Source organism: Shewanella gaetbuli, assembly GCF_023284065.1.
Taxonomy (GTDB): domain Bacteria; phylum Pseudomonadota; class Gammaproteobacteria; order Enterobacterales; family Shewanellaceae; genus Shewanella; species Shewanella gaetbuli.
Genome location: NZ_JAKIKP010000001.1, coordinates 352,454 through 373,793, shown reverse-complemented (window position 1 = coordinate 373,793; position 21,340 = coordinate 352,454). Strand labels below are relative to the sequence as shown.

The following is a 21,340-nucleotide window of genomic DNA, read 5'->3' as shown; positions in this document are numbered from 1 at the left end:
AAATGAGCCAAATTGGCTCATTTTTTATCACACTTTTATTAATGCACGTTATTAATTAAAAGCGGTAATTAATCTTACCGTAGTAATAGCCGCCGTTATAATCAAACGGGCCACTTTCATAATAAACCGCACCTAACTCTCCTAAGGTTCCATCTTTCAGTTTTTGTGCTTCTTGATCGAACAAGTTATTGGCACCGATAGCAAAGGTTAAACTTTCCATTACGGTATAACTTAACTCTAAGTCAACGGTAACGGCAGAACTTGCCATTTCAGAACCCCAGTCAGAAGTATCATCAGCATGAGTGGCATAATACTCGCCAAAGTAATTTGCGCGCAGGTTCATGTTGAAATCATCCCAGCTTTGCGCCCAAGTTAATGTCGCTCGGTGCGCTGGAATGCCATCTTCTAATCGACGTACTTTACCTAAGTCAGTCGTTTCTTCGTCAAACTTATCAACATTGGTATCTGTCCAACCGTAAGCAAGGCTGAAGTTAGTATCGCCTGCTAGTAGCTCCGTATCGTAAGAGCCTACAATATCAACCCCTTGGGTGGTGGTATCAAAGTCATTGGTATAATAAGTGACCGCTGAAATTAACTCAGGAAACTCAACACCTGCAGCACGTAAGTCATCGTAATCTTCTGCTTTCACTTCAATTTGACTTGATTGAGCAATGCGGCCAGTTACTTCAATATTGTAGTAATCAACTGTTAAGAAGAAATCACCATATTCATATACTGCACCTAAAGCATAACTAATTGACTCTTCAGGTTTTAACACTTCACCACCATAATATGCTGCCAGTGGATCTGTGGGTGGCGCAATAAAGGTTTGAATAAGGTCGCCATTTACAATTGATGTTTGAGTATTAACCACGTTTTCCTGACCCACGGTAGGCGCACGGAACCCAGTACTGTGTGATGCACGGAATGACAAGTCATCAGTTGCAGAATATTGTGCTGTTAGCTTGTAGTTAAGGGTGTCACCAAAGGTAGAGAAATCTTCGTAGCGTAACGCACCGCCTAATAACCAGCGGTCACCTAAATAGGCTTCTACATCGGCATAAATACCAATATTACTACGGTCATTTTTACCGGCAGATTCAGGGCCAAAACCTTTAAAACCGTGCGAGCCAATATTAAAACCTTGCGCGGCATATGGCCCAGCTATCCATGATGATTCTTCACCTTGAGTAATTTCAAAAGACTCTTCTCGCCATTCAAATCCAGTGGCAAAATTAAGTCCGTTGGCAATATCAAATAAACGTGAGAAGTCTAAGTTTACTGTGGTTTCAACTTGCTCATAAGCACCGGTATCAAAGTCTGTTGGGGTGTCTAAACCTAAAGAAGGGTTTAATGAGTTACGTAAGCTAAAGGTAGATTTGTTCGCCCCTGTTCCTGCACTGGCATCATAATCCCATTCAGCAAACTGACCTTTGATACCGGCAAAGAACGACATATCTTCAACTGTACCGGCAAATTGTGGCGTATATCCACCTGGGCGAATTTGGTTCATTGAGAAACAATTATCATCAGCCACCATTGCTTGGTAATCGGCGGTATCTAAAACGTTAGGTACATTAGCGGCAACGTTGCCCACCCATGAACAAGTTGCCACGCCATTCGTTGCTAAACCAACATCACCCACTAATAATGTCTGCCCCTCATCTAACGAATAAACGTTGCCACGATTATGAGGGTTACGATAATAAAACCCACCTACGGCCTCACGAGAAGACACATTACCAAAGGCATAAATACGGTGGTTGTCGTTAATGTCGTAACCTAAATTTGCAAAAATGGTGTAATCATCATTAATTTCTGGATTACCCCATACTTGTGCAGGGTCTTCAATATAAGTGTTGCCAGCTGCGGCAATACCCGCTGCATCAGGACGTTGTACGCTTCGACTTGTGGCATCTGCCGTTTTATATTGGCCGGTTAAATTAATAAAACCATCATCAGTTAGTGGCAAACCAATATTGGCATCGATTGTAGTTGAAGTGCCGTCACCTTCGTAATATTGCCCTTGAGTCGCTGAAATTGACCCGCCACTTGCACTGTCGTTTAATACAAAATTCATCACACCTGCAATGGCGTCTGAACCATATTGAGCCGCAGCGCCGTCACGTAATACTTCAACTTGTTTTAATGCTGCACTGGGAATCACTGAAATATCGGGGCCTTGAGCACCATCGTTAATGCCACCACCTTGGAAAGCAATAACCGAAGCGCGATGTCTTCTTTTGCCGTTAACCAGAATAAGGGTACTGTCAGAAGGTAAACCGCGAAGGTTTACTGGACGAATAAGTGTTGCAGCATCACTAATTGGCTGAGCTCGGGAGTTAAAAGAAGGCACAGAGGTAACTAACATATCAATCATGTCAGTAGAACCATTTTTCTTCAAATCATCACTACTAATAATATCAATAGGTACTGGTGACTCACCTACTGAGCGCGGTGCAGCTCGAGAACCCACCACAGCAATTTTTTCAATTTTATCTGCACCAGCATCCGTTTCATCTGCTGCAAAAGCTTGGGGGATCATTGCTGTTCCCGATAGCGCAATAGAGACAGCTAAGCTTAATGAACTTAAGCCTACTTTGCTTTTATATTTGTTAGTCATTGTGTTGTTCTCTTTCATTATTATTGTATTGCTTGATGATCGTTTTCTGTGTTTATTCCTACAAAAAACGGTCTCTCCCTAAATGAACAATGTCACTCATTTACATTCTTATAACAAAAGTTACATAAACACCACTATTTATTACGTTTCCCTAATACAATTAATGAGCCAAATTTAGAATAATTACTCAACCCCCATTATAAAACAATGGGTTACGAAGTTTTTCGATTTTTTAAAAATAATTAATCAATTTAAATAAAGATAAAACAACTATTTACCAGCCAATAACTTAACTCCAAACTTTTCATTCAGTTAATGGTAAAAAATCTGACTAAATCTTTAGCAGTTTTCATTGACCTATAGCGTGAATTCACACTAATCTAAACAGTCGTTTGAGTTTGAACACTCTACACTTCACCCACTAAATTCTTATAAAAAAGGGGTTCTAAATGGCCTATGACGCTAACTCAACCTTAGACTTAAATTGCTATTCATCAATCGTTGATTTAATTGAAAAAAGTTGTGAAAAGTATGCCGATAATACGGCTTATGCTTGCTTGGGGCACAACACCAGCTTTGCAGAAATTGCGGTTTTATCTGAAAACTTTGCGGCTTACCTACAAAACTGCACCGATTTACAACCCGGTGACAGAATCGCAATTCAATTACCGAACATTACCCAGTTTGTGATTGCGGCTTATGGTGCTATAAGAGCGGGTTTTGTGATAGTAAACACTAACCCACTTTATACCCAGCGTGAGTTGATTCATCAATTTAATGACTCAGGGGCCAAAGCGTTAGTAGTGTTATCAGATTTACTGCCCACACTAACAGAGGTGGTTAATGCCACCAGTATTAAATATGTCATTTCAACTCATGCACTGGACTTAATCTCACCACAAGAGCAACCTGACACTCCCTTTGACAAAGTAACCTTTAATCAAGCTATCGCATCGGGTAAGCAACAACCATTTCATCGTATAGAACCGCAACAAACAGATTTAATTGCACTGCAATATACTGGCGGAACCACAGGGCTATCAAAAGGCGCGATGCTAACTCACCGTAACTTGCTGGCAAATTCTGGGCAGTTAAAGTCACGTATAGCCAGCACTATGACCGAAGGAAAAGACATATTTGTCGCGCCCTTACCTATTTATCATATCTATGCGTTTATGGTGAATTTAGTGCTGTATTTTGAATCAGGTGGCTGCTCAGTGCTTATTCCTAACCCTCGAGACATTGCAGGGTTAATTAACACTATGAAATCTTATCCATTTACCGGTTTTGCTGGGCTAAATACTTTGTTTATCGGCTTGTGCCACCAGCCAGAATTTAAAGCGCTAGATTTCAGTAAAATGACCATCACTATTTCAGGCGGTACGGCATTAACCAGCGCCGCAGCAAACATATGGCAACAAACCACTGGCTGTATGATTTCTGAAGGTTATGGTTTATCAGAAACCTCGCCCGTTGTGAGCCTAAACGCCCCAGGACATCAACGTCTAGGTACCATAGGAAAACCAGTACTCGACACCCAAGTAAAAATTCTCGACATGGATGACAATGAAGTCGCAACAGGTGTTGTAGGCGAGTTAGCCGTAAGCGGCCCACAGGTGATGAGTGGCTATTGGAATAAGCCAGAAGAAACGGCCAAAGTTATGACCCAAGATGGCTTCTTTAAAACGGGTGATATTGCTGTTGCTACCGAAGACGGTTATCACACCATTGTTGACCGCAAAAAAGATATGATTATTGTTTCGGGTTTTAACGTTTACCCCAATGAGGTAGAAGATGTACTAGCCAATCACGAGCTAGTGCTAGAGTGTGCCGTAGTTGGTGTAGCAGATGAGCGCTCAGGTGAAGCGGTAAAAGCGGTGATTGTATTAAAAGATCCTCAACAGGACGCAGAATCGGCCAAAGCAGCTATCGAACAACACTGCCGTAGCCAATTAACAGCCTATAAAGTGCCACGCATCATTGAATTTACAGCTCAACTTCCTAAAAGTACAGTGGGCAAAATTTTACGTCGAGAACTGCGTAAATAACTTCTTATCCTGAGTTCTGGTTATTTAACCTTTCAGCCTAAACACAGTTAAATAAAATGGCTCAACACTAAACCAAGTGTTGAGCCATTTTTATTAGCAATCCGCTATTATTCATATTCCGCTATTATACAGATTCATCCGTCAGGAGTTGTAAGCTGGCAAATTCGCGATATAACGAACTGGATTGCATTAATTCTTGATGGGTTCCAGAAGCAATTAACTGACCTTTATCCAAAACAAAAATACGATCGGCATTAATCACTGTCGCTAACCTATGAGCAATAATCAAGGTCGTGCGCCCCCGCATTAATGTCTCTAACGCCTGCTTTACTTTCACTTCACTCACCGCGTCTAAAGCACTGGTTGCCTCATCTAATAATAAAATAGGCCTATCGGCTAATATCGCTCTAGCAATGGCAATACGTTGTTTTTGACCACCAGATAACCGCACACCTCTTTCACCTAAGTAGGTATGGTAACCGTCAGTAAACTCAGCTATAAATTCATCAGCTCTCGCGGCAATACAAGCTTGTTTCACTTGCTCTTCAGTGGCATCAATCCTGCCATAGCGAACATTCTCCAACACGCTTGCGGCAAAAATTACCGACTCTTGTGGTACCAGTGCATATTGTTGTCGCAGTTGCTGTAAAGACAAATTGGCAATATCAACCCCATCCAACATAACCTGCCCAGACTTTGGTTGATAAAAACGCAATAACAATTCAAATAAGGTACTTTTTCCCGCCCCACTGGGCCCAACTAAAGCAACACGCTCACCGGGCTGAATAGCCATAGACAAATGCTCAATAACATTGGTGTCAGATGCTGAGGGGTATGCAAACGCTAACTCGCGTAAATTAATTTGTCCTTGTGTGGGTGTTGTCAGGGTTTCGGGCTGCTCGGCTTGAATAATATCTACAGGGGTTTGGCTTAATTCAATTAAACGCTCTGTTGCCCCTGCTGCTCGCTGAATTTCACTAAATACTTCGCTAATAGTTGCCACCGCACCAGCAACCATCACCGCATAAAACATAAAAGCCGAAAGCTCCCCCGCTGAAATACTGCCCTGCATAACATCTTGCGCCCCAACCCAAGTTACAAAAGCAATGGCACAAATACTCAATAACATCACACTCGATATCAATAAAGCGCGGTAAAAAATTCTTCCTTTGGCTGCATCCATAACGGCTTCAACGCAAGCGGTAAACGATTGCCTGTCCTTAGCTTCATGGGTATATGCTTGAACCGTATGAATTTCATGTAAGGTTTCGTCAATATGAGCGCCTAAATCACCCACTCTATCTTGGCTTTGGCGGGACAAACCACGCACTTTTTTGCCAAAAAACACCGCTGGCCCCAGCACCAAAGGCACCGCAAGTAATACCAAGCCAGTTAATTTAAACGAGGTGAAGCCCATCATCACCAAGCCACCTAAAACCGTGACACAGGAACGTAACGCCATTGATAAACTGGAGCCGACAACACTTTGTAATAAAGTGCTATCCGCTGTGAACCGAGAAATAACCTCGCCGGGGCGCTCTGATGCAAAAAAAGCGGGAGATAAATTCAATAAGTGAGAAAAAACCGTTAAACGAATATCAGCACTCACCCGCTCACCTAGCCAAGTCATTAAATAAAAACGACAAAATACTGCGCTAGCACTAACAAAGGTGATGGCCACAATAAAGGCAATAATCTCGTTTAATCTGCCTGAGTTATCCGCAATAAAACCTTCATCAACCATCATTTTTACGCCTTGACCAAGAGACAGCCAAGCTAATGAACCTATAAATAAAAATACAATTGCAGCAAAAACTTTGAGTTTATACGGTTTTAAAAAACTAAAAATCCAAGGTAAAACTTGCTGGTTTTTGTGTTTAATAGCAGTAGCAGGTGTAAGAGTTTTATGCATCGGGATAACGCTTTTCAATATTTTTTAATGAACGAAGAAACAAACCTAGGCCGCCCACACTGAGCACCAAAATCACAATAAGATCGAAGGCACTCATATGGGTAAAACGGAAATTGATCGAGCTTATAACCCCAAAAATCAACCCCACTAAAGATCCTATAGTCAACAACCAACCCAATAGGTTTTTCGAGTTATAAAAAATAAGTCCGACCCCGAACATAAACGGGATCATAATCATACCGCTGGTTAAATTCATGCCGCCAACATGATACAAGCTATAACCAAAGCCAAATGAACTGGTGACTTTTATGGCTTTTAGTAGCATATAAAAACCACCACACATCATGATTAACCCAATAAAAAATGACCCTATACCGCCACTTGTTCCACCTGCACCTTTCATAATAATCCTTTATGTTTATCGGTTTACGCTAAATGTATCATTATGGTCATTGACCACCTGTGTCATATTAACCTTTTTACCCAATCTACGTTCAAGTAAATATACTGATATAGCCTTAAAGCATTTCAATCTTTAAGCTTAACTGCGATAATTATCGGCTTTGTTGCTATTTATTTCAGGTACCACCATGACACCCACGCTATTTTCTTGCCAAAACATTGAGCTTAATTTATATCGTTACCCTAAAAAGCAAGAATCTAACCTACAAGCTTGGGATGCCGGTGACGAACACTTAATTAAGCACTTAAAGGAAAGCCAGCAACAACCTGTTGTCACTGCGGTTATTAATGACAGTTTTGGTGCATTGCAATGTGCATTAACACGCCTTGATCCTCAATGGCCTATGGTGGTAGAAACCGATGCTAAAACCAGCCAATTAGGCGCACAACAAAATCTAGCCATTAATGAGCTCAGTGGCGAACAGATTCAAACCGTTAATAGCCGCGCCCCTCTAGCTGATAACATTGAATTAGTCTTAATGAAGCTGCCGAAAAACTTAAGCTATTTTGGTTATCAATTACAAAGGTTATCTCAGGTATTACCCCAAGGGACAAATGTCTTTATTGCCGCAAAAGCAAAGTCGATTAATCAGGCTTTATTGCAATTTATCCAGCAGAACTTAGGCCCAGCTTCAGCTAGCTTAACCTGGAAAAAAACGCGGGTTATCCATTGTGTCAGTGATGGCAATACCCGCAAAATGCCTGCGCCAGTTTCATGGAACATTGACGAGTTAGGTTTAACAATCAGTAACTACACCAATGTTTTCGCCGCCAATAAACTCGATATTGGTGCGCGCATCATGCTAGACAATATGCCTCAAGGCGAGTACCACAGCATAATAGATTTAGGTTGCGGTAATGGTGTATTGGGGTTAAGAGCCGCACAGCTTTATCCGCAGGCTGAAATTCACTTTGTTGACGACTCAGAAATGGCTGTGGCCTCAGCAGAAATGAATTTTAACAACAACAATCTCACCAATAAGGCGGTATTTCATTGGGATGACTGTTTAACTCATTTAACTGATGTTAAACCCGATTTAGTGCTGTGCAACCCACCATTTCATCAAGGCGAAGCGATTACTGACCATATCGCTTGGCAAATGTTTTTAGATGCTTATAAAGCATTATCTAGCGGTGGCGTTTTACATGTTGTTGGTAATAGACATTTGGCTTATCACGTCAAATTAAAGCGCATTTTCAAAAATTGCCACACGGTAGCCTCTAATGGAAAGTTTGTTATTTTACAGGCTATTAAGCAGTAATTAACTTTCAGCATTACCGTTTGTGTTACTAGACCCAGCAGCCTTAACGGCTGCCTTATCAAGTAACTCCTCAGTTATAGGCTGCGTTTGCGGCGGCGCAAAAATCACCTGCCATTTTTGCGCCCAACTCAGTTTAGGGTTAGCCAATTCTTTCACCATATCTAGCCATTCACTCAAGGTCACTTTGATAGGGTTAAAGGTATTCACAGGCTTGGTAATACCGTAGTCAACTTTTTCAACTTCAGGCTCATAAGTCGCAAATAATTTATCCCAAATAATCAAAACACCGGCATAGTTTTTATCAATATATTGCGGATTTCGGCCATGGTGAACTCGATGGTGCGAAGGCGTATTAAATACCCACTCAAGCCAGCCTAACTTATGGATAAGTTGCGTATGGACAAAAAATTGTAAGCCTAAGTTCAATAACACCACAAACACTACCCATTGAGGATCAAAACCTAACACAATAAGCGGTATCCAAAATAGCCACATTCCCGCCAATGGATACATAAAACTTTGTCTGAATGCGGTAGTAAAGTTCATATGTTCAGAGCTATGGTGCACCACATGGGCAGCCCACATCCAACGTACTCGATGGCTAGCGCGATGAAACCAGTAATAACAAAAATCTTGGGCAATCATTAACACCACAAACATCAACACTGACATTTCAATATCAAATAAACGCCAACCAAATACCATTAAATAAAACTTTGCAATTAACAGCCCGGTTAATAAATCAGCCAATTGGTGCATTGCCGCTAAAGCAAAATTACACATTACTTCAACAGGTCGATATTGTGCCGAGTCAGGTAAGCGGTGCCTCACTAACCATTCAACCCCAATACATATAAAAAATGCCGGTGCTAATACCAGCAACAGTACTTCTGGGTGAGAAATTAACCAGCTAAAATCCATTTAAATCCTTTAATTGAAAGCCAATAAACCACTTATACAAACTCAACCGTTTACGTGTTCGGCGGCACGGTTACCACTTAGCAAAATGGTCTTCAGTTAACCCTAGTTGATTGTTGATTTGATATTTAACCCCATCATCACCAATAACAACGCCACTAAAATATCCAATATATTGACGAAAGTTATTTTTAATAAACCCTAAGTTCAGTTTTTCCTTACGACAATTAAGTGACCTAAAAATAACATCAACTCGTCCGTCGTTGGTCGATATTTGCCAAAAGCCGTCACTAATATGTCGATTAAAATGGAAGTTAGCGGCCCCTAAAAAGTAGCGTTGGCCGTTAACCCAAAACACATTTTCTGTATTACCTGTTTCATTCACGCCCGCCGCTAAGTTAAATCCAATAGCGCCTTGTGGGGTCATCGCATTAAGCGAGGCCCAACGCCAAGCGGTTTTCTCACGCATATAACCTGCTGAAAAATCATAGCTCGCTAAGGCATTTTGTAATGGTTGTGGTTCTTGATGAATAGTAAGCTGCCCAGTTACGGCTAAAGCATTATGTTTTTGGGTGTAGGTCCAGCCATTGTAGCCCGTTGGGGTACACAAACTTAAAGGCAGACTGAGCGGTGGAGCAAGCAACTTTAGCTTAGCTTGAATATTAGTAAGTTGAATGTTCACATGCCAGCAACCATCAACAATATCAAATTCAAAATGATGTGCAGAACTGCCAACCTTTGCCTTACCTTCAAACGGAGAATGACTGAGTTGGCAACCTATGCCCAAAGGACGTAACCAAGCAGACTCAACCATCCTGTTGGCTTTAATGTCATAAAGGTAGCAAAAACTAGAGGCCGCGTACCGAATATCAGCAATAGCTAAACCTAATATATAACGCTGAGTGACAATGCTTACAAACTGAAACTGTTTAAAATCAAGATACTTAGCCAGAATTGATGCGGGTTTATCCATCTCGTTATAATACTTAAATGCCTTCACATTTAATGAATTAACAACACCATCAAATAAGCCATAATGTGGTTGACCATCAGAATCAATTAATTTTTCGGGCGCGATTTGCGGCTGAGCAAGCGGCATAAAACGTGTTTACCTTAAATATTATTATGAGTGATAACTTGACCGTATAAATATCAATTGTCAACCAGCTAAAATGACACAAATCTTACTTGGCTGACTGTATTAAGCATCGCAATTTCTGTTATCCTTTAGCCATCTATGCTTTGTTAACAACCTGTTTTTATAAGTCATCATGAAAAAATCAATATACTTACTGTTATGTGCGTTATTAACCACGGCTTGCGCAAGCTTTGAGCCAACACACATCGCCTTAAATCCCACACTAGGGCCGGTAAACTTACACACTCAGCTGGACGTACCGATTGGGGTTGAGGTTGTCGACACGCGCTCAAAAAACTATGTGGTTCAGTTTGATCAAGCTCCAAAACAACCCAGACTTGTTAGTACTAGCGAACCTATTCGAGTGCAACTTGACTCTATCTTTAGACGAGGCATGGGCAAAGCGGGCTATGTTATCGACCCTGCAGCACCTAAACGAGTACAATTCCAGCTTGAGTACTTACTAACAGATGTTATTGATAACACGCTAAATTATGAAGCTAAAACCCGCTTAGTGATTAAAGTCAAAGCAAGCAATTCAACTCAAGAGTTTACTAAAACATTTAGTGGAAACGGTTACTTAAAAGGCCCACTAAGCCCTGACTTTGCAACCCTTGAGTTGGATATCAATAAGCTCATTGATAAGCTCACCACAGAAATTTTAAACGATAATGAACTTCACCAATTCTTAGAAAAATAACCACAGGGATTTTATTATGTTACGTCTAATGATGAGCATCTTCAGTGCACTTATTTTACTGGTGTCAGTCGCGGCTCACGCCAAAATTGATATTCAACCTGATACGCTATACCCCAAGGTAGAATTTGATACCAGCATGGGGAAAATTGTTGTCGAACTCGATAGAACTCGCGCCCCGCGCACGGTTGATAATTTTTTAACTTATGTCGTTAAGGGGGATTACGACAACACCCTATTTCATCGAGTAATAAGTGAATTTGTTGTTCAAGGTGGAGGCTTAAACCCTAAACTTGAAGAGTTACCCGCTATGGATCCGGTGATTAACGAATCAGGAAATGGTTTATCAAACGGCCTAGGCACCATTGCAATGGCCAGAGACAATGACCCGCATTCAGCCACTCGCCAGTTTTATTTTAACGTAGCTGATAACAAAAAATTAGACCCGTCAAAGCGTCGTTGGGGCTATGCCGTATTTGGTGAAGTGATGGAAGGGATGGATGTATTAGAAGCTATGTCACTGGTGCCAACAGAAAATAATCAAACATTAAACTGGCCTGATTTTCCTGTCACACCAATTGTATTGAAAAAAGCCACTTTACTGCCAAGATAAGCTCCCCCAAATAATCCTCAATATTGCCGGTGTAAATTACTGCATCGGCAAGCTCAATCAATTTTCAACAAATCACGCCCGATAAAAATCCCCCTTCTCATTAGCCGCTAATAAAAATTTAACAAACATTAATTATGCACTTGTTTTAGCGCGTCAACAAAATTAGCGTCTATACTCTAATTGAATTTAAAAGCTGTGTTCCTCATGCATTCATTTCAGTTTTAATATCAAGGACCGTAATATGACAGCCGATGATTTTTTTGAAACCAAAGCGCCTCAACTTGCCTTTTATGGTAAAGCATTTTTAGACAATCAATTAGAATACCAAGAAATTAAATTGTACCTGTGGGATACGCTTGAAGAGTGGCAACACCTTACTGAAAAATCAGCCACTCTCGATATCAACCAATCAGATACTGAAAAAGTTTTTTGGCATTTACTACACTGCTTTGATAAATGGCCTGAGTGGGCAATTAGAGGCAATTTACATCTCAGAAATCAAGTTGATGAATGTTGTAATTACATTAAAACAGGCGGTCGTTTTCCTCAAAGCTGTGTTGGCATCAGGCCGTAAACTCCTCTCAATACTTTATACAAGCCATTGATTTTATTTTTTAGCCCCCAATGGCTTGTACCATCGAATAACACACCGTAAGCTAAGTCCATTACTATCAAAAATCTAAGTTGTTCATGTCAGATATATTAAGCCGTTGTCGTGATCTAATGGCCGTTTATTACCATAAACGCGTCCTTATTCTCCTGCTTTTAGGTTTCTCAGCTGGTTTACCCTTGATGTTGGTTTTTTCAACCTTGAGCTTTTGGTTAAGAGAAGCCGGAGTCGATAGAGCTGCCATTGGTTACTTTAGCTGGATAGCACTAACCTATGCTTTTAAGTGGGTATGGTCACCGCTGGTCGATAGAATGTCATTACCTGTATTTACCGCGTTTTTTGGCCGACGACGGGGCTGGATGATCTTTGCCCAGCTGTGTCTGGTGGCCGCTATTATTGGTATGTCTTTATGTGACCCAATTGAAGATTTAGAGCGACTTGCTCTTTTTGCGCTGTTATTAGCATTTGCTTCAGCAACTCAAGATATTGTTATTGATGCTTTTCGAATAGAATCCGCCCCCGAAAAAATGCAGGCTGCATTAGCCGCGGCATATCAGGTAGGTTACCGCTCAGCAATGATAGTCGCCACTGCGGGAGCATTAACCATTGCCGCATGGGTATCGCCAGACAGCCAAGACTATAACCTAGCATCATGGCAAACCGCTTATTTTGTGATGGCACTACTAATGTGTGTAGGATTAATTACCACGCTTTGTGCTAAAGAACCGCAAGTGGATACTCGTGACGCCGACCAACAAGAACAAGCTTTACAACAAGAGTTTGCCTCTCGCTACCCCAAAAAAGTGGCCAAAATATTAGCCTGGTTATACAGCGCCAGCGTGTTGCCTTTTGTAGACTTCTTTAAACGTTATGGCAAATCCGCAATATTAATATTGTTGCTTATATCCTGTTACCGCATATCCGATATTGTTATGGGTATTATGGCTAATGTGTTTTATGTCGACATGGGCTTTAGTAAAGAAGAAATTGCCTTTTTAAGTAAAGTCTATGGATTGATCATGACACTGATTGGTGCGGGTGCGGGTGGAGTATTGATTATGCGCTACGGTACCATGAAAATTTTATTTTTAGGCGCTTTTTTGGTCGCATTCACCAACTTGCTGTTTGCGTGGCAAGCCTATATTGGTTACGACATTTCATTTTTAACTTTCGCCATTTCGGTCGACAACTTTAGTGCAGGTATTGCTACTGCTGCATTTATTGCCTATTTATCAAGCTTAACCAGCAGTGGTTATAGTGCCACTCAGTACGCGTTGTTGTCGTCAATTATGTTGTTGTTCCCTAAATTTATTGCTGGATTTTCTGGAACTTATGTCAATGCATTCGGCTATGTTAACTTTTTCATTGCGGCGAGCTTAATCGGCTTTCCAGTATTAATATTAATCACGCTATTGAATAAAGCTAACAATAAACAGCAAACGCGCTCTGATGAACAAACCGAAAACAGCTAACGCTAATCTAAAAGTTGAACTAAAAAGGCGCATTAAGCGCCTTTTTTAATGCGGGTAAGTCTTTAATCGCGGAAGTTATTAAACTGAAAAGGTTGACCAAGCTCTGACTCTTTAGCTAAACGCATTACTGCTTGTAAATCGTCACGTTTTTTGCCCGTTACTCGTACAGAGTCACCTTGAATACTGGCTTGTACTTTCAGCTTGCTGTCTTTAATCACCTTAACCAGTTTTTTAGCGATTAAGGTTTCAATGCCTTCTTTAAACTTTACGTTTAACGAAAATGTTTTACCTGTATGCAGTGGTTTATCGTCTACTTCCATAGAAGCGGGGTCAACATTACGTTTACTTAATTGCATTCGAAATAAATCAACCATTTGATTACAGGTAAAATCATCATCAGCAGATAAGGTCACTGAAAAATCTTTTAACTCGATGGCCGGATTTTTACCGCGAAAGTCAAAACGCTTATCGAGTTCACGACGCGCATTATCAACCGCATTACGTAGTTCAACTTTATCGACTTCTGAAACAATATCCATAGAGGGCATAGCATTCACCAAAATTAGTACTTTAAAATTGCCAATATATTAACCTAAATAGTGTTTTTTAGCATAACCAGATTGAATAAGGATGACTTTCTAGCTGCATTTTCATATGATTAAAACCTGTTTTACTCTGCTAAAGATTGATATAACGCTTGTGATTAATTTTCGAAATGCATTTAAACTGGCGTTATTAATAGCCATCGTCGTCATCAGCTATTTAGTGTTTTCCAAGCCAAATTACCCTCAAACATTTGAACATATGGACAAAGTGGGTCATGTGGGCAGCTTTTTCTGCTTAGCCTTTCTGGCTCATTATGCCTTCAAACCAAGATGGTACTACTTGTTCGGACAATTGACAGTGTATGCCATTTTTATTGAGCTTGTTCAATCAAGACTTCCCTATAGAAGCGCTTCACTAGGCGATATCATTGCTGATTTAGTGGGCATATTACTGTTCTTTTTAGTGCAGTTTTGTATGGCAAAATATCAAAAATTAGCCCAAAAGCGCGGGTAATCTTCCCATTGCTGCGTAAGATATGCTGATGATTAATTCAATGAGAACCGACTAAATGAGTATAGGTATTATTGGTGCAGGGGCTATAGGCCAATTATTGTTTGCCCAATTAAATACAGGGACATCAAACGCGCATAAAATTCATTTAATTTCCCGCAGCCCGCAATCGTTTATTCAACCAATGAGCTTTACGGGTTTAGATAACAACACTCAACATGGTTCAGTGGAAATACTAGGCCAAGATGCTGCTGAAATTGCACAATTAGATTTACTTATTGTGTGTGTCAAAGCCTATCAAGTCGTTGAAACGATTACACCTGTTATCGATAGGCTTAAACCGAACTGCCAAATAATGTTATTGCATAACGGTATGGGGCCGCACCGTAATGTCGCCGAATTATTACAACACTATCCTGATATGGGATTAAGCTTAGCCACCACCTCGCAAGGGGCGTTAAAAAATGCACCTTGGAACGTATCTCATACGGGCAATGGAAAAACCTTAATAGGCCATTATTGTGGCCAACCCTTAGCTGAACATTTCAAATCATTTTTACTTGAGCAAATACCTAATGCCACATGGCACGCAAATATCACCACCGCGTTATGGCAGAAACTGGTGATTAATTGTGCCATTAATCCGCTAACAGCATTTTACCAATGCAAAAATGGTCAACTGGCTGAAGCGTGTTATCAAACCGAGATATTAACGATTATTGAAGAGTGCATCACCGTAGCCAAACTTGATGGCATTGATTTAACCAATGTCGACATGGTTACCATGGTCGATGAAGTGATTCACTTTACTGCCAATAACACCTCCTCCATGCTGCAAGATATCAATCACCAACGGCCCACTGAAATTGCTTATATTAGTGGTTATGTGGTTGCGCGAGCCCAATATCACGGTATTCAAACACCTGCTAACCTAACCTGTTTACAGCGAATACAAGCCCTAGAACATTAATTCCACATCACTAAAACGGCGGCGATGGCGATCAAAATGAGCCCAAGCATATCGTTAATTTTTACTTGCTGCTTTAACCAAAAATGCGAAATAAGCAGCATAAAAAACACTTCTATTTGCCCCAATGTCTTCACATAAGGCACTGCCTGCAGAGACATTGCTGTAAACCAACCTATAGAACCAATACAGCTGCAAACACTAATTAATAGCGTCAGTTTAGGCCGCTGAAATAATGCTTGTAAGGTCAACTTATCGTAAAACCATAAGTACGTTGTGAGTATCAATGTTTGTAAGCTAATCACGGCAAATAACACCCATGCGGCACTATGCGTATAGGGCAAGGTTAATTGTAAGCTTGCTTCCCTGACCCACAAGGACGTTAATGCAAACGCCCCACCACAAGCCAACCCTAGCAATACTGTTTTTAGGGATAACTGCTTAATTCCTTGAACAGTGCTTAACAGCATAATAGCAACACCGCCAATCACGACCCCAATCCATCCAATTAAGTCTAATTGTGTGCCAAAAAACAACATACCCAATATGGCGGCAACAAGCGCTTCGCTTTTAGCTAACCCAGCGCCCACGGCAAAGTTTTTCATTTTAAAAAGCTTAACCATTAAACCTGTTGCCAGAATTTGCATTAATGATGCGCCAACCACAAACATTAACAAGTTGCCGTTAAATTGGGGCGCACTGACTGGCTGCCAACAATAAAGACCAATAAGATAAACTAACGCAATAGGCCCAGCCCAAATAAATCGAGCTAGGGTAACACCAGCAACGTTAACGTCTTTACTCAGTTGGCTTTGAAACGCATTTCGCCAAGCCTGCATAAAGGCCGCTAATACCGTAAATGCAATCCACATTTGCTACAGCTTCCTTATTTTAAGCATCCAATATTTAATAATACCAATCACGATAAGTAAGTGATCATAATTAGCGTAGGAAAAATACATGAGAACAAGGCAGATTTTTTCGATAAGTAGTTATTCTACAATCAAAAAATCTAACGCTGTTATCGAGTATTTTAACAAGCTAGGGTGAGAAATTATTTATCAAGATTGGTATAGTTAGCAATTACTGACAAAAAAGCCCTGAGTTATCAGGGCTTAATGAAGATTAATAGCAGTTCAGCATTACTTACTGGTATCGATATAGTCAAATGACTTCACTAAGTCATCTACGGCTTTCATCTGGGTAAGATAGTTTTCTAACTGATGTAGCGGCAACGCACATGGACCATCACATTTTGCATTATCCGGATCAGGATGAGCCTCAATAAATAACCCGCCGATACCTAGCGCCATACCACTTCGCGCTAACTCAGTAGCTTGGGCGCGACGACCACCGGCAGAATCACTTCGTCCACCAGGACGTTGTAATGCATGGGTCGCATCAAAAATAACCGGATATCCGGATTGTTTCATCTCGTCCATACCCAACATATCAACCACTAAATTGTTATAACCGAAGCAGCTGCCGCGTTCGCAAAGCAAGATATTATCGTTGCCTGCCTCATTAAACTTTTTAACAATATGGCGCATTTCATGTGGCGCTAAAAACTGCGGTTTTTTAACGTTAATAATGGCGCCAGTTTCAGCCATAGCCACCACTAAATCTGTTTGACGGGCTAAAAATGCTGGTAGCTGGATAACATCAACTACTTCAGCAACAGGCTTACACTGGTATGTCTCGTGAACATCAGTAATAATCGGCACGTTAAAGGTGCTTTTAATTTCTTCAAAAATCTTCAGCCCTTGTTCCATTCCTGGCCCACGGTATGAGTGAACAGACGAACGATTAGCTTTATCAAAAGACGCTTTGAATACGTAAGGAATACCCAGCTTTTGAGTCACTTCAACATAATGCTCAGCGATAGACATGGCTAAGTCGCGAGACTCAAGTACATTCATGCCACCAAATAATACAAAGGGTTTATCATTTGCAACTTGAATGCTGTTTGCTATTTCAATGGTTTTTTGATTCATTTGACCTTCTTAGCGTTATCCGCCAATAACTTGTAAAAACTGACCACATAGCCAAGCCATGTATGTGCCTAAAGCATAGCCAAGAACAGCTAGCAACACACCCACTGGCGCTAATGCAGGATGAAATGCAGCCGCAACTACTGGCGCAGAAGCCGCACCACCTACGTTCGCTTGACTACCTACTGCCATATAAAATAATGGCGCTTTAATCAATTTCGCTACCAATAGCATAAATCCTGAATGAACTAACATCCACACTATGCCAACGAGAAAATATATCGGTGTATCTAAAATTTTAGTCACGTCCATATGTAAGCCAATGGTTGCTACTAAAATATATAAAAATGCCGTTGCCACTTTTGATGCTCCAGCGGCCTCAAGGTGCCTGACCGGACTAAAAGACAACGCTAAGCCAATACTGGTCACTAATATCACTAACCAGAAAAACTTAGAGGTTAAGCTATAATCAGCCGTCCATGGGTAATGGGTTTCAAAAAATGGCCCTAAAAAGTCAGCCGCAAAATGGGCGATTCCGGTAACCGTAAAACCCACAGCCACAATCATCATTAAGTCTTTTTGAGTTGGAATTCTGGCATGCTCCGCATGGTACTTTTCAACTTTAGCTTTTAAAACATCAATTGCTGAAGTATCAGCCCCTGTTTTAGCATCTATTTCTTTTGCTCTTGAGGCCATAAATAACAATACGGCCATCCAAATATTGGCCACGATAACGTCAACCGTTATCATGACAGAAAAGATTTCCCCGCCCACTCCATAAATTTCTTTCATTGCTGCTTGGTTAGCACCACCACCAATCCAGCTACCAGCTAACGTGGTCATGCCACGCCAAACCGCATCTGGGCCATTATTACCAATCAATGACGGGTCAATAAATGACACCAATAACAAGGCTATCGGCCCACCAATAACAATCCCTAATGTGCCTGTTAGAAACATGATGACCGCTTTGGGGCCTAAGCCTAATATGGCTTTTAAATCGACACTTAAAATGAGTAACACTAAGCATGCAGGTAATAAATAACGAGAGGCGACATAATAAAGGTTAGACGCTTCACCATCGACAATCCCAAAAGTGTTCAATAACGAGGGTAAAAAATAGCATAACAATAACGCTGGGATGAATTTATAGAACTTGGTCCAAAACGGGTGCGACGAAGCACTGGTATAGAAAACAAACCCTAAAATAGCAGCTAATAAGCCCAGTGCTGTGGCATCATTTGTAACCATTGCCGACGATGTCATACTGTATTCTCCCTTACAAATGCACTTGCTAAGCGCTATGGCTCAGCCATTTATTATTTATTGGCGTCATGCCGATGGCGGTTAAACATCCCCAACCTTGCCTTATATCAAGCGATAAAAGCCTAAAAAATTAGCTTAAAAAAACAGTTAACGCCTAATGATAAGTTTGTGAATGTTGACTCAGTTCTTTTAATTGCATCTTAACTAATTCAATCACAGGATCGTGGGGGCTGTTATCGATAAAGTGCTGTAAATCAGAAATAGCCACTTTAATACAGCCTAACTGCTGCGCAATAAACGCTCTTTCTCGATTTAAAGTCACATCATCTGGGTGCCACTGAAGCAGTAAATTACAGCACTCCATCGCCTGCTCGTATTTTTGACTAACAATACAACCCGCTTTTAGTTCATGCAGCATTCTAGTAACTAAACGCTTGATGCTTGCTGGCTTAATATGGCTAGGTTTTAACTTTGCCGCATTACCTAATTCGCCACGCACTAGATTGTGTAATTGATTACGTGTTAACGCGTTGCCCGTGAGGGGATCATAATAGCTAATCTGATCATTCAATTTAATTCGCAACACCGTTTGGCCCGGCAATAACACCGCTTCAAGAGGTAAATCTAATTGTTTAGCTAATAGCACTAATAAGGTCGCCAATGTCGTGCTATTTCCTTGTCTTTTAAGCACGCAATAACATAAATCAGCGGCTTCGACACTGAAGTAATCTTCACGAGGCTGAAAGCCTAAATCATGATAAAACCAGTTAAGAAGTCTTTCTAAGCGAGCATGTTGATCCACCACGTAGTGGCTAAGAACCGAGCCTGCTATTTCATACCATGCCCACAATGCGGGCTGAGCACGTGAAAAACCTAAATGTTCAGATAGCTCAAATGCAGTTTCAGGTATAGAAACTGCATTATCAAGTTGAAGTTTTGCCATTAAAAATCAATTAACCCATTAATACGACTTGTTTAAAATGAGCCAGCTTTGCCGCTAGCACTAACCAACCGATAGCACCGATGAAGGCAAAAAACTTGAACAGTTTATTTCGGTTAGACTTCAGCGCCATGATCCCCAATGCAATATAAGCAATGACACAGATGATTTTTTCGGTCATCCAAGGGTCAACAAACGGATACTGTTTGATCATAAAGCAAAGTGTAAAACCAGACACCAGTAGGAAAGTATCAATGACGTGAGGGGCAACTTTAAGAAACTTCTTCTCCATTAATGGAGACTGACGTAAATGTAATCCAAAACGGAGTACAAAAAATGACACACTCAGGGCTACCAGCAACATATGTGAATGCTTAACCGCTGGGTATAAACTGTAAAATGTTTCCATTATTGTTTTTCTCATTTAGACAAGAATAAAAATAGCGGCTAGTTTACTTGATAAACTAACCGCATTCCAATATCGCGTAGTAAAGGTAAGACGCTAACTTACCCAAGTTCCGATAGTACAACGGTCATTGCTGCCGAAATCTCTCACCGTTGCGACATTTTGATAACCTAAATCAACCAACTTTTGGCGTACTTTTAACGCTTGCTGATAACCATGTTCCAGTAATAAGTAGCCGCCAGGTAGCAGATGCTCGCGAGCTTTATCTGCAATATGAAAGATATCGGCATAACCTTCATCTGCAGCAGTAAGCGCACTTTGTGGCTCAAACCTCACATCGCCCATATTTAAATGCTCATCTTGCTCATCAATATAAGGCGGGTTAGAGACAATTAAGTCAAAGTCGCGGTCTTTTACGGCTTGAAACCAATCAGACTGTAGTACTTCTACATGATCTAACTTTAGATTTGCTCTATTGGCTTTAGCGAGTTCCACCGCTTCAGCGACTTTATCAATTGCGGTAATACGCCACTTGGGCTTTTCATGAGCTAATGATAACGCAATAGCCCCAGTGCCAGTGCCTAAATCTAACACTCTGGCATTAAATCGCATCGCTAAATTAAGCGCGGTTTCAACCAGAATTTCAGTATCAGGACGTGGGATCAGAGTTGATTCATTAACAATAAACGGCAACGACCAAAACTCACGCTCACCAATAATATGCGCCACAGGTTTACCTTGTTGACGCTTTTTAATCATCTGTTGAAAGTGTTTAAACTGCTCAACCGTTAACGCACGTTCAGGCCAAGTATAAATAAAACTACGGGGTTTATTTAGGCAATAAAGTAACAAAGCTTCAGCATCAACATGTGCCGACTCTGAAGTGGAAGCTAATTGCGAAAAAGCCCATTGCTGGGCTTCTGCGATGGTTGAGTAAGAAGACTGAGACAAAAAGAATC

20 protein-coding genes are annotated in these 21,340 nt (G+C 40.9%); 8 read left to right on the top strand and 12 right to left on the bottom strand.

Annotation, left to right across the window (positions count from 1 at the left end; translation table 11 throughout):
* Positions 1 to 55 precede the first annotated feature (55 nt).
* Positions 56 to 2,623: a TonB-dependent receptor plug domain-containing protein gene (locus L2672_RS01615; protein ID WP_248994081.1), complete on the bottom strand. Its 2,568-nt coding sequence runs from the start codon at positions 2,621 to 2,623 to the stop codon at positions 56 to 58.
* A gap of 449 nt (positions 2,624 to 3,072) precedes the next feature.
* Between L2672_RS01615 and L2672_RS01610 the strand changes: the two genes are divergently transcribed.
* Positions 3,073 to 4,671 (top strand): AMP-binding protein, encoded by a 1,599-nt coding sequence (locus tag L2672_RS01610; RefSeq protein WP_248994080.1) that lies wholly within the window; start codon positions 3,073 to 3,075, stop codon positions 4,669 to 4,671.
* Positions 4,672 to 4,795: 124 nt separating this feature from the next.
* On the opposite strand, the gene L2672_RS01605 is transcribed toward L2672_RS01610, so the two are convergent.
* Both L2672_RS01605 and L2672_RS01600 read right to left on the bottom strand, forming a co-directional pair.
* Complete coding sequence (locus L2672_RS01605) at positions 4,796 to 6,583, bottom strand: ABC transporter transmembrane domain-containing protein (protein ID WP_248994079.1); 1,788 nt, start codon at positions 6,581 to 6,583, stop codon at positions 4,796 to 4,798.
* The gene (locus L2672_RS01600; protein WP_248994078.1) at positions 6,576 to 6,986 is read right to left on the bottom strand and encodes a hypothetical protein; all 411 of its coding nucleotides are present in this window, start codon (positions 6,984 to 6,986) and stop codon (positions 6,576 to 6,578) included. Before L2672_RS01600 ends, L2672_RS01605 begins: the two co-directional genes overlap by 8 nt.
* 187 nt (positions 6,987 to 7,173) lie before the next feature.
* On the opposite strand from L2672_RS01600, the gene L2672_RS01595 reads away from it, so the two are divergent.
* Positions 7,174 to 8,307 carry a methyltransferase gene (locus L2672_RS01595; protein WP_248994077.1) on the top strand — a complete coding sequence of 378 codons (1,134 nt, stop codon included), beginning with the start codon at positions 7,174 to 7,176 and terminating at the stop codon, positions 8,305 to 8,307.
* On the opposite strand, the gene L2672_RS01590 is transcribed toward L2672_RS01595, so the two are convergent.
* Together L2672_RS01590 and L2672_RS01585 are read right to left on the bottom strand one after the other, a co-directional pair.
* A complete protein-coding gene (locus L2672_RS01590; protein WP_248994076.1) occupies positions 8,308 to 9,228 on the bottom strand; it encodes a sterol desaturase family protein in 921 nt (306 codons plus the stop codon).
* Between the two features lie 70 nt (positions 9,229 to 9,298).
* On the bottom strand, positions 9,299 to 10,324 hold the full coding sequence (locus L2672_RS01585) for a DUF2804 domain-containing protein (protein WP_248994075.1): 1,026 nt from the start codon (positions 10,322 to 10,324) through the stop codon (positions 9,299 to 9,301).
* Between the two features lie 172 nt (positions 10,325 to 10,496).
* Here L2672_RS01585 and L2672_RS01580 point away from each other — a divergent pair, with 172 nt between their 5' ends.
* The 4 genes from L2672_RS01580 (at position 10,497) to L2672_RS01565 (ending at position 13,755) form a co-directional block, all read left to right on the top strand.
* Complete coding sequence (locus tag L2672_RS01580; RefSeq protein WP_248994074.1) at positions 10,497 to 11,063, top strand: YajG family lipoprotein; 567 nt, start codon at positions 10,497 to 10,499, stop codon at positions 11,061 to 11,063.
* Between the two features lie 28 nt (positions 11,064 to 11,091).
* Positions 11,092 to 11,673: a peptidylprolyl isomerase gene (locus L2672_RS01575; protein WP_248994296.1), complete on the top strand. Its 582-nt coding sequence runs from the start codon at positions 11,092 to 11,094 to the stop codon at positions 11,671 to 11,673.
* Positions 11,674 to 11,914: 241 nt separating this feature from the next.
* A complete protein-coding gene (locus L2672_RS01570) occupies positions 11,915 to 12,247 on the top strand; it encodes a hypothetical protein (RefSeq protein WP_248994073.1) in 333 nt (110 codons plus the stop codon).
* Between the two features lie 116 nt (positions 12,248 to 12,363).
* Positions 12,364 to 13,755, top strand: a complete 1,392-nt coding sequence (locus L2672_RS01565; RefSeq protein WP_248994072.1) for an AmpG family muropeptide MFS transporter — start codon at positions 12,364 to 12,366, stop codon at positions 13,753 to 13,755.
* 62 nt (positions 13,756 to 13,817) lie between these two features.
* Here the strand turns inward: L2672_RS01565 and L2672_RS01560 are convergent, their stop codons facing one another.
* A complete protein-coding gene (locus tag L2672_RS01560; protein WP_248994071.1) occupies positions 13,818 to 14,303 on the bottom strand; it encodes a YajQ family cyclic di-GMP-binding protein in 486 nt (161 codons plus the stop codon).
* A gap of 151 nt (positions 14,304 to 14,454) precedes the next feature.
* Here L2672_RS01560 and L2672_RS01555 point away from each other — a divergent pair, with 151 nt between their 5' ends.
* Both L2672_RS01555 and L2672_RS01550 read left to right on the top strand, forming a co-directional pair.
* Complete coding sequence (locus L2672_RS01555; RefSeq protein ID WP_248994070.1) at positions 14,455 to 14,814, top strand: VanZ family protein; 360 nt, start codon at positions 14,455 to 14,457, stop codon at positions 14,812 to 14,814.
* A 55-nt stretch (positions 14,815 to 14,869) separates the two neighbouring features.
* Positions 14,870 to 15,781, top strand: coding sequence for a ketopantoate reductase family protein (locus tag L2672_RS01550; RefSeq protein WP_248994069.1), 912 nt, complete (start codon positions 14,870 to 14,872; stop codon positions 15,779 to 15,781).
* Here the strand turns inward: L2672_RS01550 and L2672_RS01545 are convergent.
* From L2672_RS01545 to prmC, 6 genes are all read right to left on the bottom strand, one after another.
* Positions 15,778 to 16,650, bottom strand: a complete 873-nt coding sequence (locus L2672_RS01545) for a DMT family transporter (RefSeq protein WP_248994068.1) — start codon at positions 16,648 to 16,650, stop codon at positions 15,778 to 15,780. The two genes, L2672_RS01550 and L2672_RS01545, sit on opposite strands and share 4 nt — an antisense overlap.
* A gap of 270 nt (positions 16,651 to 16,920) precedes the next feature.
* Complete coding sequence (kdsA, locus tag L2672_RS01540; RefSeq protein WP_248994067.1) at positions 16,921 to 17,772, bottom strand: 3-deoxy-8-phosphooctulonate synthase; 852 nt, start codon at positions 17,770 to 17,772, stop codon at positions 16,921 to 16,923.
* A gap of 15 nt (positions 17,773 to 17,787) precedes the next feature.
* Positions 17,788 to 19,035, bottom strand: coding sequence for a DUF819 family protein (locus L2672_RS01535; protein ID WP_248994066.1), 1,248 nt, complete (start codon positions 19,033 to 19,035; stop codon positions 17,788 to 17,790).
* Positions 19,036 to 19,189: 154 nt separating this feature from the next.
* Complete coding sequence (locus tag L2672_RS01530) at positions 19,190 to 19,978, bottom strand: transglutaminase family protein (protein ID WP_248994065.1); 789 nt, start codon at positions 19,976 to 19,978, stop codon at positions 19,190 to 19,192.
* Between the two features lie 10 nt (positions 19,979 to 19,988).
* A complete protein-coding gene (locus tag L2672_RS01525; protein ID WP_248994064.1) occupies positions 19,989 to 20,384 on the bottom strand; it encodes a SirB2 family protein in 396 nt (131 codons plus the stop codon).
* Positions 20,385 to 20,477: 93 nt separating this feature from the next.
* The gene (gene prmC / locus L2672_RS01520; RefSeq protein ID WP_248994063.1) at positions 20,478 to 21,332 is read right to left on the bottom strand and encodes a peptide chain release factor N(5)-glutamine methyltransferase; all 855 of its coding nucleotides are present in this window, start codon (positions 21,330 to 21,332) and stop codon (positions 20,478 to 20,480) included.
* Positions 21,333 to 21,340: the final 8 nt, after the last annotated feature.